Source organism: Nocardioides sp. NPDC127503 (assembly GCF_040302165.1).
GTDB lineage: Bacteria > Actinomycetota > Actinomycetes > Propionibacteriales > Nocardioidaceae > Nocardioides.
Map to the genome: position 1 here is coordinate 86,691 of NZ_JBEORH010000017.1, position 13,464 is coordinate 100,154.

Genomic DNA, 13,464 nt, shown 5'->3' on the forward strand with positions numbered 1-13,464 from the left:
GCCATGAGCAACGTTCTGTCCGCAGTCGCCTGGCCGTACGCAAACGGCCCGCGCCACATCGGCCATGTGGCCGGTTTCGGCGTACCGTCCGACGTCTTCAGTCGGTACATGCGGATGGCGGGCCACGACGTGCTCATGGTCTCCGGCTCCGACGAGCACGGCACCCCGATCCTGATCGCCGCCGACGAGGCCGGCGTGACACCCCAGGAGCTCGTCGACAAGAACCACCGGATCATCGTCGAGGACCTGGTCTCGCTCGGCCTGACGTACGACCTCTACACCCGCACCACCTCGGCCAACCACCACTCGGTGGTGCAGGAGCTGTTCCTCGGTGTGTGGAACAACGGCTACTTCGTCGAGCAGACCTCCAAGGGCGCGATCTCGCCGTCGACCGGGCGGACCCTGCCCGACCGTTACATCGAGGGCACCTGCCCGATCTGCGGTGCCGACGGAGCGCGCGGTGACCAGTGCGACAACTGTGGCAACCAGCTCGACCCGGACCAGCTGATCAACCCGGTCTCCAAGATCAACGGCGAGACGCCGGAGTTCATCGAGACCCAGCACATCTTCCTCGACCTCCCGGCCCTGGCCGACGCGCTGTCCGAGTGGCTGGCCGAGCGCGAGCGCACCGGCCTGTGGCGCCCCAACGTGATCGGCTTCTCCCGCAACATCCTCAAGGAGATCCGCCCGCGCGCGATGACCCGCGACATCGACTGGGGGATCGCGGTGCCCCTCGAGGGGTGGAGCGAGAACCCGACCAAGAAGCTGTACGTCTGGTTCGACGCGGTCATCGGCTACCTGTCCGCCTCGATCGAGTGGGCTCGGCGCTCGGGCGACCCCGAGGCCTGGCGGAAGTGGTGGAACCCGGCCGAGGGGCCGCAGGGCGCCACCGCCGCCGAGCTCGCCGCCGCGGAGCCGCTGTCCTACTACTTCATGGGCAAGGACAACATCACCTTCCACTCGCAGATCTGGCCGGCCGAGCTGCTCGCCTACAACGGCCGTGGCTCGAAGGGCGGTGAGCCGGGGGCGTACGGCATCCTCAACCTGCCGACCGAGGTCGTCTCCAGCGAGTACCTGACGATGGAGGGCAAGAAGTTCTCCTCCTCGAAGAAGATCGTGATCTACGTGCGCGACCTCCTCTCGCGCTACCAGCCCGACGCGTTCCGCTACTTCGTAGCCGCCGCCGGCCCCGAGTCGAACGACTCCGACTTCACCTGGGCGGAGTTCGTGCGGCGTACGAACGACGAGCTCGTCGCAGGCTGGGGCAACCTGGTCAACCGCACCGCCACCCTGATCGCGAAGAACTTCGGCGAGCTGCCCGCCGCCGGGACGCTGACCGAGGCCGACCAGGCGATCCTGGACACCGTCGGCGCCGCGTTCGGCACGGTGGGCGACCTGATCGGCCGTCACCGGCAGAAGCAGGCGATCGGCGAGGCGATGCGTGCGGTCGGCGAGGTCAACAAGTACGTCACCGACCTCGAGCCGTGGAAGCTGGCCAAGGCTCCCGAGGACCGCGAGCGCCTCGGCACCGTGCTGCACGTGATGGCACAGTGCGTCGCCGACCTCAACCTGATCCTGTCCCCGTTCCTGCCGTTCTCCGCCAACGAGATCGACAAGGCGCTCGGTGGCAAGGGCGAGGTCGCTCCGATGCCCCGCATCGAGGAGGTCGAGGACCTCGACGACGGCAAGCCCTACCCGATCATCACCGGCGACTACACCGGCGCCCCCACCTGGGGACGCCACGACATCGTCGTCGGCACCCCGGTCGCCAAGCCCACCCCGGTCTTCCAGAAGCTGGACACCGCGATCATCGACGAGGAGCTCGACCGCCTGGGCATCAAGCCGGAGTAGCGGCCACTCCGCCCGCAGTTGAAATCGTTGGATCGGGTTGCGCCCGGCTGCGAGGATTCGGCGCATGATCGCACTGCTCGGCGATGACCGGGGACACCGCAGCCATCAGGAGCTCAACGCGCTTCGGCCGCAGCTGGCCGAGCTCGGTGCCGAGACGGAGTGGGTGCCGACCGACTCGGGGTTCGACATCGGGGCGTACGACGGTGTCTGGCTCGTTCCCGGCTCGCCCTATGCCGACGATGCTGCGGTTCTCGCGGCCCTCACTGTGGTCCGCGAGCGGGGGATCCCGTTCCTCGGGGTGTGCGGTGGGATGCAGTACGCCGTGCTGGAGTGGACCCGCAACGTGCTCGGCTCCACGGCGACCCATGCCGAGTCCGACGGCGCGGGTGAGGACAACGCGGTCTCCGCGCTGGCCTGTTCGCTCTACGGCGAGGAGCGACTGGTGACGCCTGTCCCCGGCACACGCTTCGCGGGCTGGCAGCCGGAGCCGTTCGTCGGCATGCACTTCTGCAACTACGCGCCGACTGCTGAGGCCGTGATGGCGCTGGAGAAGATCGGTGTCGTCGTCGGCGCCACCGCGGACGACGCCGGCGCGGAGGTCCTGGAGTTCCCCGACCACCCGTTCTACGTCACCAGCATGTTCCAGCCCCACATCGGCGCCCTCGCGGGAGCGCCTGTCCATCCCCTCGTGCGAGCATTCGTCGACGCGGTGGAGCAGCGCGGGCGGTAGTCAGTCGCCCCCTCCTCCGTCGCCGCCGCTGTCGCTGAAGCCGGACTCGACGCCCTGACGGGCGGCGATGATGGCCTCGCGTACGGCACCGGCGGCCCAGTCTGCCCGGGCGATCTCTTTGGCGCGTTTCTTGACCACGCGGGGCGGCACGGTGGGGGTGACGAACAGGCGGTGGGCCTGGTCGACGGCGGAGAGCAGTGCGATCAGGGTGCCGGTGCGCTCGTCGGGTGTATGGCCGTGGAGCAGGACGCCGGCGATCCGGCCGCGCACGGGCTGCTTCGACCGCGGGTCGAGGACCGGGTGGACGGTCGTGCTGAAGAAGAGGCCCTTCCGGTCCTCGGCTCGCAGCAGACCCTGGTTGACGAGATGGCCGATCAGGTAGGCAGTCATTCCGGTGCCGATGCGCTTGACCACCTTGGGCGGCGTTCTGGCGCGCTCGCAGACGATGTCATACGCGTGCTGAAGGCTCGCGTCGTCAGCGACCTGGACCTTCACGGGGCGCACCTTGGGCGAGCGCCAGAACGACTGCTGGTGCACCTCGACGGCGCCCGCGAGCGCGAGCTCGGCGAGCAGCGCACCGCCGACCAGCACGTCCCGCGTCGCCAGGTTGCGGAGGCCTTTGACGGGCTGTCCGGTGATGTCCTCGAGGGTGAGCAGGATGAGCTCCTCGGCGATCAGCATGGCCCGAAACGTAGCGGCCGGACGGTGTTCACGACACCGGATTCGGCGCAATCGTCGACGCGGCCGCGTAGCGCTCCGCGAGGACGCGGAGGTGGTCGACCAGCTCAGGTGGGGACTCGACGGTGAAGTCGAGGCCGAGCATGCCGATCCAGACAGCCACGACCTCGAGGCTGTCTCCGCCGGTGACCAGGACGCTGCGGTCGGGGGAGATCGGTTCGACGGTGCCGACGGCGGGGTTGATGCGGGAGATGACCTCCTCGGCGGAGGCGGCGATGATCAGGCGGGCGTGGACGGCCCAGCCGGTGCGGGCGACCTCGCGTACGACGAACTCGGTGAGGTCGAAGCTGGGGTCGGCGGGGCGGAACGGGCGCCCGCCGGGCACCTTCAGGCGCAGCCAGTCGACGCGCAGCGGCAGCCAGGCGTCGGCACGGGGGTCGCGGGCGACGAGGTACCAGCGGCGTTGCCAGGCAATCAGCCGGTAGGGCTCGACCTCGATGGGCTCGTCGCGGTAGTCGGCGCGTACGCCGACGTGGTCCCGGATCGCGGTGGCCAGCGCCTGCAGAGTGCCGGAGTCGACGTCCGGGTCGGGGACGTTGCTGTCGGTGTTGACAGGGCCGGCATCCATCGCATCGACCACCGCGGCCAGCTTGCGGCGCAAGTGGTCGGGCAGCACCTGCTCGAGCTTGCCCAGCGCCCTGGCGCTGGTCTCGGCGACGCCGGTGATGCCCGTCGCGGCACGCAGCCCGACGGCGACGGCGAGCGCCTCCTCGTCGTCGAGCAGCAGCGGCGGGAGCTTGCCGCCGGCACCGAGCCGGTAGCGCCCACCCGGGCCGCGTACGGACTCCACCGGATAGCCGAGCTCGCGCAGCTTGGTCATGTCGTTGCGCACGGTGCGCTCGGAGACGTCGAGCCGGGTGGCCAGGTCGGCGCCGGTCCAGCCGGCCGAGGACTGCAGCAGGCCCAGGAGCGCGAGCAGTCGCGCAGAGGTTTCCAGCACGGGCTCAGCGTGCGGCAAAAAAGATTCACGGGCCACCGGAATTCCGGAATCAGGCTTGCCGGAACCCTTCATAACGTGGGTCTCACAAGGTCGGAAACCACCAAGGAGAAGTCATGAACACGCAGGTCAGCACCGGAATCAGCACCAAGTCCAATGGCGAGATCAGCACCGTCACCGTCGAGTTCCCGCAGGCGGACCTCGACGACCTCCGCACCCGCCTGGAGCGCACCCGGTTCGCGGCCAGCGTGCCCGGCGACTCCTGGGACTACGGCACCCCGACGTCCTACCTCGCCGACATGGTCGAGCGCTGGAAGAGCTTCGACTGGCGTGCGGTCGAGGCGCGCATCAACGCGGTGCCCAACCACCTGACCGAGATCGACGGCCAGGTCATCCACTTCGTCCACGTACCCTCGTCGAACCCGGACGCCAAGGCCCTCCTGCTCGCCCACACCTACCCGGGCTCGTTCCTGGAATTCCTGCCGATGACCGAGTCCCTGACGGACGAGTTCCACCTGGTCATCCCCGAGCTGCCGGGCTTCGGTCTCTCGACGCCGGTGGTCGACACCGGCTGGACGATGAAGCGGGCGGCCGAGGCGTACGACGTTCTGATGCGCCGGCTCGGCTACGACTCCTACGGGGTGCACGGCAGCGACGGCGGCGCGATGATCGGTCGCGAGCTGGCCCTGCTGAACCCGGAGGGTTTCCTCGGTGCGCACGTGCTGCAGCTCTTCTCCTTCCCGTCGGGCGACCCGAGCGAGTTCGAGGGCTTCGGCCCGAAGGAGTACGCCGCGCTCGAGCACATGCAGTGGTTCCAGTCGGTCGGCGGCTACAACGCCATGAACGGCTCCCGGCCGCAGACGATCGGTGCGGCGCTGGCCGACTCGCCGGTCGGGACGCTGGCCTACAGCGAGCTCTTCGAGTCCTTCGGCAACGGCACATCGCTGGTCACTCCCGAGCAGGTCATCGAGCAGGCGACCTACTACTGGCTGACCAACTCCTACGCCTCTGCAGCGCGCTACCACTACGAGGAGGGCCACGCCGAGCGCGAGCCGGAGGTCTCCCAGGGCCGGATCGGGGTCGCCGTCTTCAAGGACGACTTCCAGACCATCAGGTCGCTGGCCGAGCGGGACAACGCCAACATCCAGCACTGGTCGGAGTTCTCCGAAGGCGGCCACTACGCGGCCATGGAGCGTCCCGAGGACGTCGCCGCCGACCTGCGGGCGTTCTTCGCCTGAGATCCCGCAAAGAGCCCGAGGATCGCAGCCCCTCCGCGGCTGCGATCCTCGGGTTTTGTCAGGTGGTCGTCGTGGTGACGGTGGTGGCGACCATCACCGCGGTCATGACCGCGGTGACCTCGTCCATCGCGTCCTTGACGCCCTTTGCGGCCCAGTCACCGCGGGCGATCTCCCTCGCCCGCTTCTTGACCGCTCCGGCGCCGACGGCCCTCGTGTCGACCACCTTGTGGGCTAGGTCGATGGAGGAGAGAAGGGCGATGAGCGGGCCGGTCCGTGCGTCCGGTGCGGCACCGTGGATGAGCACGGCGACCAGGTGGCCGCGTACGGCGTTCTCGTGGCTCGAGTCGGCAGCCGGCCAGGTGGTGCGCGGGAAGATGCCGAGGATCTTCTCGTCGCGGCGCTTGAGGATGTTGCGGTCGCACAGCCGCGCGGCCAGGGCCTCGTGCAGGCCCTTGCCGAGGTTGGTGACGGCGTTCTTGGCGGCCAGCGGCTTGACCGCCAACACGTCGTACGCAGCGGCCAGGACCGGCTCGTCCGGCCGCCGACCCGGCACCGCCATCGCCTTGGCCGGGGTGAGCCCGGACTTGGGGACGATCTGGACCGAGCCCGCCATGACGAGCTCGGTCAGGATCGCTCCGCCCAGCGCCTGCTGGACCCAGGACGAGGCGAGCGTGCCCTTCTCGTCGTCGAGCACGAGCAGCAGCAGGTCTTCCGCGATCAGCATGTATCGACGGTAAAACGACTTGCTGCCCGGCGCCTCCTACGAAAGACGGATCTTTGTTCGGACCTTCGTCTAGGCCTCTGCCGACTCCGGCCCGGCGACGTCGAACATCCAACTCACGCCGAACTTGTCGTCGAACTGGCCGAAGTAGTCGCCCCACGGAGCCTGTGCGAACGGCATCCCGGGCGTGCCGCCCTCGGAGAGCTTGGCGTAGTAGTCGGCGAAGCGCGGCTGGTCGGCGGGGTCGGCGCTGGTCATCGCGACGGTGACGCCGGCGGTCGGGGCGACGTACTCCATGCCCATGCCCGGAGGCGTGTCGGAGGCCATCAGGACGAGGCCGTCGTCGAGGGTCAGCGAGCCGTGCATGACCAGGTCCTTCGCCTCCGGCGGCATCGGACCCATCGCGTCGCCCATGGAGTCGAAGGTCATCGTCTCGACGGTGCCGCCGAGCACCGATCGGTAGAACTCGAGCGCCTCAGCGGCCTCGGACTTGAAGCTGATGTAGGGGTTGAGCGTTGCCATCCGGATCGTCTCCTTTGATCGATTTCCGACCCCGTTCAGTCACAGTAAGCGCCTCGAAGGAGGTGGAGAAGAGCAATTCGCTTCGGTTTGCCCTGTTTTCGGGGCCTGATCACGGGTGGGCGATCTCGACGCCCAGCCACCCGGCCAGCGCCTCGATCTCGGCCTCCACCGCGTCACCGATCTCGGCGGTCCACCCGAAGTCCTCATGGACGGCGAAGACGTTCAGCAGCACCTTCTTGTGGTCCACCTTCGCGTCGAGCTTCCCGACCAGCCGCTCGCCGTACAGGATCGGGAGCGCGAAGTAGCCCCAGCGTCGCTTGGCGGCCGGCTTGTACATCTCCAGGACGTACTCGAACCCGAACAGGTCCAGCGCCCGGTCGCGGTCGTAGACGAGTCGGTCGAAGGGCGAGAGCAGGGCAGCACGCGGCGCGAACCCGTCCTCGAGCGCGGCCAGGGCCTCGGGGTCGACCCGCCACTCGCCATCGACGCCGGCCACGGTGCACGGGATGCCCGCGTCCCCGGCGCCGAGCACCTCGCCGCCGGAGGAGTCCTTCCGTCCGGGGCGGGCGATCCCGAGCGATGCCAACCGGCGCACCGTCTCCACCCTGAGGGCGTCCTCGGCCGAAGGAAGGCGCAGGTCGGAGGGGTAGACCCTCTCGGCGAGATCCCAGGTGCGCAGCTTGCCGCGGCGGCCGGCGATCGCGACCTCGCCCATCCGGTTGAGCAGCTCGATCATCCGCAGGACGTTCTTGTCGTTGGTCCACCCGGTCGAGGCCCACGGCACCTCGGCGGTGTCCTCGATCTCGCCGGCCACGAGCGGACCGTCGGCTCGCAGGCGGTCCAGGACCTGCGTACGGAATCTCTTGTTGGCCTCCACCCACTCGACGGCCGTGGGGTGGATCCGGCCCGGAGACAGGACCAGGACCGTCTCGATCTCGTCCATGGGGAAGATGAAGCTGGAGAACTCCACCAGCGAGCGCTCCTGCTCGAGGGCGAAGGTCAGATCCGAATGATCGTACGCATCCCCCAACCGCGACCACGCCACCAGATCCGCGCTCGGGGCGATCGCCTTGGTCGGGTCGATCTGCAGGAGCGTCAGCTGATCGACGGTCTCCACCAGCGAGACGGGCCGACGCGCGTCGAGGAGCTGGGCGCGGACCGCGATGCGGCGTGCCTGTTCCGGAGTCAGGGTGAGCGTCATGGTCGACACAGTATGGGGAGTTCCGGACGACCTGCTGCCGATTCGAACCGATCTTCCGATTCCGCTTGACCGCGCGGATGTTAACGCTCACACTGGGTCGCATCGTGACGACGGTCACACCGGCCGCCGCAGTAAAAACACTGGAGGACCACAGTGAAGAAGACCCTCATCGGGCTGTGTGCGCTCGCCATGGGTGGGATGTCGCTCAGCGCGTGCGGCGGCAGCGAAGCAGCCGACGACGGCTCGATCACCATGGGCTTCGCCCAGGTCGGCGCCGAGAGCGGCTGGCGCACCGCGAACACCACATCCATCCAGGACTCGGCCAAGGAAGCCGGCATCGACCTGAAGTTCTCCGACGCTCAGCAGAAGCAGGAGAACCAGATCAAGTCGATCCGGTCCTACATCCAGCAGAAGGTGGACGTCATCGCGTTCAGCCCGGTCGTCGAGACCGGCTGGGACGCGGTGCTCCAGGAGGCCAAGCGCGCCAAGATCCCCGTCGTGCTGACCGACCGGGCCGTGGACACCGAAGACACCTCGCTCTACGTCACCTTCATCGGCTCCGACTTCGTCGAGGAGGGCGAGAAGGCCGGTCAGTGGCTGGTCGACAACGCCGACGCCTCGGACGTCGACAAGGACGGCGCGGTCAACGTCGTCGAGCTCCAGGGCACCACCGGATCGGCGCCGGCGATCGACCGCAAGAAGGGGTTCGAGGACAAGATCTCCGCGGACTCCAAGATCAAGATCACCGAGTCCCAGACCGGTGACTTCACCCGTGACGGTGGCAAGCAGGTCATGGAGGCCTTCTTGCAGTCGAACCCGAAGATCGACGTCGTCTACGCCCACAACGACGACATGGGCCTGGGTGCGATCGAGGCGATCAAGGCAGCCGGCAAGAAGCCCGGCACCGACATCAAGATCATCACCGTCGACGCGGTCAAGGACGGCATGACCGCGCTGGCCGCCGGCGAGATCAACTTCATCGTCGAGTGCAGCCCGCTGCTCGGGCCGCAGCTGATGGACGTCGCCGAGAAGGTCGTCGCCGGCGAGGAGGTCCCCGAGCGCATCGTCACCGAGGAGACCACCTTCACCCCGGAGCAGGCAGCTGAGGCGCTGCCCGACCGCAAGTACTGACGCCCGTTGACCGAGGTGCCTCGGTGAGCCGTCGCTTCCCTCGTGGAACTCCACGAGGGAAGCGCGCGCTCACCGAGCTACCTCGGTGAGCATCCGCCGCCGCCCCCCTCGACCCCGCCAGGAGCCAGTACGACATGAGCCAGGCAGAAATGAAGCCACCCCGACCGGTGGTGGAGATGCTCGACGTCTCCATCACGTTCGGAGCGGTCCGAGCGCTCGACGGCGTCTCGCTGCGACTCCTGCCGGGGGAGGTGCACGCACTCATGGGGGAGAACGGGGCCGGGAAGTCGACGCTGATCAAGGCGCTGACCGGGGTCTACACGATCGACTCGGGGCGGGTGGAGATCGCCGGCGTCGAGACCCAGTTCGCCACCCCGGCCGCGGCGCAGCACGCCGGGATCAGCACGGTCTACCAGGAGGTCAACCTGGTACCGAACCTCACCGTGGCCGAGAACATGCTCCTCGGCCGCGAGCCGCGCCGCCTCAACGGGATCGGCCCGATCGACCGCCGGGCGATGAATCGCCGCGCGGCCGCCTCGCTGCAGGGCCTCGGCATCGACATCGATCCCGGTTCAGAGCTCGGCAGCCACCCGATCGCCGTCCAGCAGCTCGTCGCGATCGCGCGTGCCGTCGACACCGATGCTCGGGTGCTGATCCTCGACGAGCCGACCTCCAGCCTCGACGCCGATGAGGTGGCCAGGCTCTTCGAGGTGATGCGCAGGCTGCGCGACCAGGGCACCGCGATCGTCTTCGTCTCCCACTTCCTCGACCAGGTCTTCGACATCTCCGACCGGATGACGATCCTGCGCAACGGCCGGGTGGTGGGCGAGCGGCTGGTCGAGACGACCACCCAGCTGGAGTTGGTGCAGCTGATGATCGGCCGCGACCTCCAGGTCCTCGAGCGCCTCGACCACGCCGTGCACGAGGCCACCGAGGCGACCGCCGAGCAGCGTCTCCCGGTACTGAGCGCCGTCGGGCTGGGCCGCAAGGGGAGCCTGGAGGCCACCGACCTGACCCTGTACCCCGGGGAGGTCGTCGGCATCGCCGGCCTGCTCGGCTCGGGGCGTACGGAGCTGGCCCGGCTGTTGTTCGGTGCCGATGCTCCGGACACCGGCGAGCTCACGGTACGAGGCTCGACTCGCCGGAGGCTCCGCAGCCCTCGGCACGCGATCGACCGCAAGCTCGCCTTCTGCAGCGAGGACCGCAAGGCCGAGGGCGTCTTCGAGGAGCTCTCCGTGGCCGACAACATGCTGCTCGGCCTGCAGGCCAGCCGTGGCTGGCTGCGACCGATCCCGGCGGCCACCCGCGAGAAGCTGGTCAAGGAGTTCATGACCGCTCTCGACGTACGGCCGGCCGATCCGAGCCTGCCGATGCGAAGTCTGTCCGGCGGCAACCAGCAGAAGGTCCTGCTGGCGCGCTGGCTGATCACGGAGCCCGACGTACTCCTGCTCGACGAGCCCACCCGCGGCATCGACATCGGTGCCAAGACCCAGATCCAGCAGCTCGTCGCCGATCTCGCCGAGAAGGGGATGAGCGTGGTGTTCATCTCCGCCGAGCTCGAAGAGGTGCTCCGGCTGAGCCACCGGCTGGTGGTCCTCAAGGACCGCCGCAAGATCGACGAGCGGCCCAACCGGGGCATCGACATCAACGACGTACTCGAGATCATCACCGGCGAACCCGGCGGCTTGGCCGAGAAGGAGCGAGCAGATGCCTGAGACCATCAGATCGGGCAGGGCGCTCGGCGCCCGCGCGATGGCCCATCGCCTCTTCTGGCCGCTGGCCGCGCTCGGCGCGCTGCTGGTGGTCAACCTGATCGCGACGCCGACGTTCTTCAACGTACGCATCCAGGACGGTCACCTCTTCGGCAGCCTGGTCGACATCGTCCGCAACGGTGCACCGGTGCTGTTGGTCGCGATCGGGATGACGCTGGTCATCGCGACCCGCGGGATCGATCTCTCGGTGGGAGCCGTGGCGGCGATCGCGGGCGCCGTCGCCTGCGTCTACATCGTCAAGAGCCCCGCCGACGGTGCCGCCGGCACGGCCGTCATCGCAATCTCGATGGCACTCGCCGTCAGTGTCGCGCTGGGGCTGTGGAACGGCTTCCTGGTCGCGGTCGTCGGCATCCAGCCGATCATCGCCACGCTGGTCCTGATGGTCGCCGGCCGCGGGATCGCGATGCTGGTGACCGGCGGCCAGATCACCACGGTCAACAACGACGCCTTCGCCGCGCTGGCCTCCGGCCACCTGCTCACCCTCCCAGTCGCGGCTCTCATCGCGCTCGGAGTCTTCGCGGCCACCCAGATCGTCGTACGCCGCACCGCGCTCGGCCTGCTCATCGAGTCGGTCGGGATCAACCCGGAGGCGAGCCGGCTGGCCGGCGTACGCTCCCGCACGATCATCTGGACCGTCTACGTCTTCGCGGCGCTCTGCGCCGGGACCGCCGGCCTGATCATCGCTGCCAACACCCACTCGGTGAACGCGAACAGCCTCGGCCTGTGGATCGAGCTGGACGCGATCCTGGCCGTCGTCATCGGAGGTACGTCGCTGGCCGGCGGCCGCTTCTCCCTGACCGGCACCCTCGTCGGGGCGATGCTGATCGCCACTCTCACCAGGACCATCCCCAACATCGGCATCCCGGCCGAGGCCAACTATCTGTTCAAGGCGCTGGTGGTCGTGATCGTGTGCCTGCTGCAGTCGCCGAAGGCGCGAGCGGTGCTGCAACGACGCAGCGACCGTACGCCGACCAGCCGCGAGGAGGCTGTCGCATGAGTGTCCAGGTGCCCGCGATCGAGACTGGGCTCATCGCCCGGGTCGCACGCTACAGCCCGCCGCGTCGCTACCTGCCCGTGCTCGGCACGTTCGCGCTGTTCATCGGCATGTTCGGCGTCGGCGGGATCCGCTACGAAGGGTTCGCCGACCCGCAGGTCTTCCTGACGCTGCTGCTCGACAACGCGTTCCTGATCGTGCTCGCGGTGGGGATGACGTTCGTGATCCTCACCGGCGGGATCGACCTCTCCGTCGGCTCCAACGTGGCTCTCTCGACGCTGATCGCGGCGAGGACGCTCGAGCTCGGCCTACCGGTGGTCGCGGTGATCGTGATCGTGCTCCTGTCCGGCACCCTGCTGGGCACCGCGATGGGACTGTTGATCCACTACTTCGACATCCAGCCGTTCATCGCCACCCTGGCGGGCATGTTCCTGGCCCGCGGGCTCTGCTACCTGATCAGCGTCGACTCGATCCCGATCAAGGACGAGACCTTCAAGGCCATCGCGTTCGGCACGATCACCCTGCCCGGTGGCTACTACCTCGGGTGGACGGCGGTCTTCGCGCTGGTGATCGTCGCGGTTGCTGCGTACGTCCTCTCCTCAACCCGCTTCGGCCGCACCGTCTACGCGCTCGGCGGTAGCGAGCCGTCGGCGCTGCTGATGGGATTGCCGGTGGCGGCGACCAAGGTCGGCGTGTACGCGATCAGCGGGCTGTGCGCGGCCCTCGGCGGACTGCTGTTCGCGCTCTACACGCTCTCGGGCTACTCGCTGCACGCGGTCGGGATGGAGCTGGACGCGATCGCCGCCGTCGTCATCGGCGGGACGTTGCTCACCGGTGGCCGTGGGTTCGTGATCGGGTCGCTGCTCGGAGTGCTCGTGCTCGGGACGATCCAGACCTTCATCTCCTTCGACGGCACGCTGTCCTCTTGGTGGACTCGGATCACTATCGGGGTTCTGGTGCTGGTGTTTGTCGTCGCGCAGAGGGTGTTGACTCGGCGGGGGTAGGTTTTCCGGCTCTGTCGGGGCTGTGTTTTTGTGGTTGGGGTTTGCCGCCGACCCTTTCGGGGAGGGTGTTCTCAACGGATCCCGGAGTAAAGGACGGCCTTCGGCCGCCGGCTGACGCCGGTCGCCTGCGGCGATCCTTGACACCGGGATCCGTTGAGAATTTTGGCTGGCTATCGGGTCGGCGGCAGGGGTTTGGCGCGGGAGTTTGGGTTGGGCGGGGGCTTGGGAGCTCAGGCCGGTCGGGCCGACCGGTGGAAGGAATTTTCCTTCCGCCGTGGACCGACACGACAGATGGGGTCGGAAGGCGAACGAATTTTCGTTCGGCGCGGGGAGACCACTTGGAGCCGGGAGGGTTAGGGGAAGGAATTTTCTTTCCGCCTTGCGTTCCCCGCGCGGAGGGGCGGCGGGCGAACGAATTTTCGTTCGCCTCAGAGGGTGTCTGGCCGGGGTGGGGTTGGCACGTGGAAGAAATTTTTCTTTCACCCGGAGACCCCATGTCTGGTGTAGGCGTGGATCGGTCACCTTTCGTAGGTGAGTGTGCCGTGGCCACACCCGGGCCGCCGCCCCGATAGCCAGCCAAATCTTTTCTCGATCTGGTCCGGAGTCCAGGACCGCGAAGCGGCCG

At 68.3% G+C, this 13,464-nt stretch carries 12 protein-coding genes; 7 read left to right on the forward strand and 5 right to left on the reverse strand.

Going from position 1 to position 13,464, the window contains the following annotated elements; all coding sequences use genetic code 11:
* Window positions 1-3 precede the first annotated feature (3 nt).
* Both metG and ABTW65_RS27965 read left to right on the forward strand, forming a co-directional pair.
* The gene (gene metG, locus ABTW65_RS27960) at window positions 4-1,851 is read left to right on the forward strand and encodes a methionine--tRNA ligase (RefSeq protein WP_350666281.1); all 1,848 of its coding nucleotides are present in this window, start codon (window positions 4-6) and stop codon (window positions 1,849-1,851) included.
* A 64-nt stretch (window positions 1,852-1,915) separates the two neighbouring features.
* A complete protein-coding gene (locus ABTW65_RS27965) occupies window positions 1,916-2,581 on the forward strand; it encodes a glutamine amidotransferase-related protein (RefSeq protein WP_350666283.1) in 666 nt (221 codons plus the stop codon).
* Here the strand turns inward: ABTW65_RS27965 and ABTW65_RS27970 are convergent, their stop codons facing one another.
* Both ABTW65_RS27970 and ABTW65_RS27975 read right to left on the reverse strand, forming a co-directional pair.
* Window positions 2,582-3,262 carry a GOLPH3/VPS74 family protein gene (locus tag ABTW65_RS27970; protein WP_350666285.1) on the reverse strand — a complete coding sequence of 227 codons (681 nt, stop codon included), beginning with the start codon at window positions 3,260-3,262 and terminating at the stop codon, window positions 2,582-2,584.
* A 28-nt stretch (window positions 3,263-3,290) separates the two neighbouring features.
* Window positions 3,291-4,259, reverse strand: coding sequence for a helix-turn-helix transcriptional regulator (locus ABTW65_RS27975; RefSeq protein WP_350666287.1), 969 nt, complete (start codon window positions 4,257-4,259; stop codon window positions 3,291-3,293).
* 113 nt (window positions 4,260-4,372) lie between these two features.
* On the opposite strand from ABTW65_RS27975, the gene ABTW65_RS27980 reads away from it, so the two are divergent.
* Complete coding sequence (locus tag ABTW65_RS27980; protein ID WP_350666289.1) at window positions 4,373-5,494, forward strand: epoxide hydrolase family protein; 1,122 nt, start codon at window positions 4,373-4,375, stop codon at window positions 5,492-5,494.
* 58 nt (window positions 5,495-5,552) lie between these two features.
* On the opposite strand, the gene ABTW65_RS27985 is transcribed toward ABTW65_RS27980, so the two are convergent.
* The 3 genes from ABTW65_RS27985 to ABTW65_RS27995 all read right to left on the reverse strand — a co-directional run bounded on the left by ABTW65_RS27985 (window position 5,553) and on the right by ABTW65_RS27995 (window position 7,938).
* Entirely contained in the window at window positions 5,553-6,218 is a 666-nt protein-coding gene (locus ABTW65_RS27985) for a GOLPH3/VPS74 family protein (protein WP_350666291.1), read from the reverse strand.
* A gap of 69 nt (window positions 6,219-6,287) precedes the next feature.
* The gene (locus ABTW65_RS27990) at window positions 6,288-6,737 is read right to left on the reverse strand and encodes a VOC family protein (RefSeq protein ID WP_350666293.1); all 450 of its coding nucleotides are present in this window, start codon (window positions 6,735-6,737) and stop codon (window positions 6,288-6,290) included.
* Between the two features lie 109 nt (window positions 6,738-6,846).
* A complete protein-coding gene (locus tag ABTW65_RS27995) occupies window positions 6,847-7,938 on the reverse strand; it encodes a DNA glycosylase AlkZ-like family protein (protein ID WP_350666294.1) in 1,092 nt (363 codons plus the stop codon).
* Between the two features lie 153 nt (window positions 7,939-8,091).
* Between ABTW65_RS27995 and ABTW65_RS28000 the strand changes: the two genes are divergently transcribed.
* From ABTW65_RS28000 to yjfF, 4 genes are all read left to right on the forward strand, one after another.
* On the forward strand, window positions 8,092-9,069 hold the full coding sequence (locus ABTW65_RS28000; RefSeq protein WP_350666296.1) for an ABC transporter substrate-binding protein: 978 nt from the start codon (window positions 8,092-8,094) through the stop codon (window positions 9,067-9,069).
* A 134-nt stretch (window positions 9,070-9,203) separates the two neighbouring features.
* Window positions 9,204-10,784 carry a sugar ABC transporter ATP-binding protein gene (locus ABTW65_RS28005; RefSeq protein WP_350666297.1) on the forward strand — a complete coding sequence of 527 codons (1,581 nt, stop codon included), beginning with the start codon at window positions 9,204-9,206 and terminating at the stop codon, window positions 10,782-10,784.
* Window positions 10,777-11,838, forward strand: coding sequence for an ABC transporter permease (locus ABTW65_RS28010; protein WP_350666299.1), 1,062 nt, complete (start codon window positions 10,777-10,779; stop codon window positions 11,836-11,838). The genes ABTW65_RS28005 and ABTW65_RS28010 overlap by 8 nt, the downstream gene beginning before the upstream one ends.
* Window positions 11,835-12,839, forward strand: coding sequence for a galactofuranose ABC transporter, permease protein YjfF (gene yjfF, locus ABTW65_RS28015; protein WP_350666301.1), 1,005 nt, complete (start codon window positions 11,835-11,837; stop codon window positions 12,837-12,839). Before ABTW65_RS28010 ends, yjfF begins: the two co-directional genes overlap by 4 nt.
* Window positions 12,840-13,464: the final 625 nt, after the last annotated feature.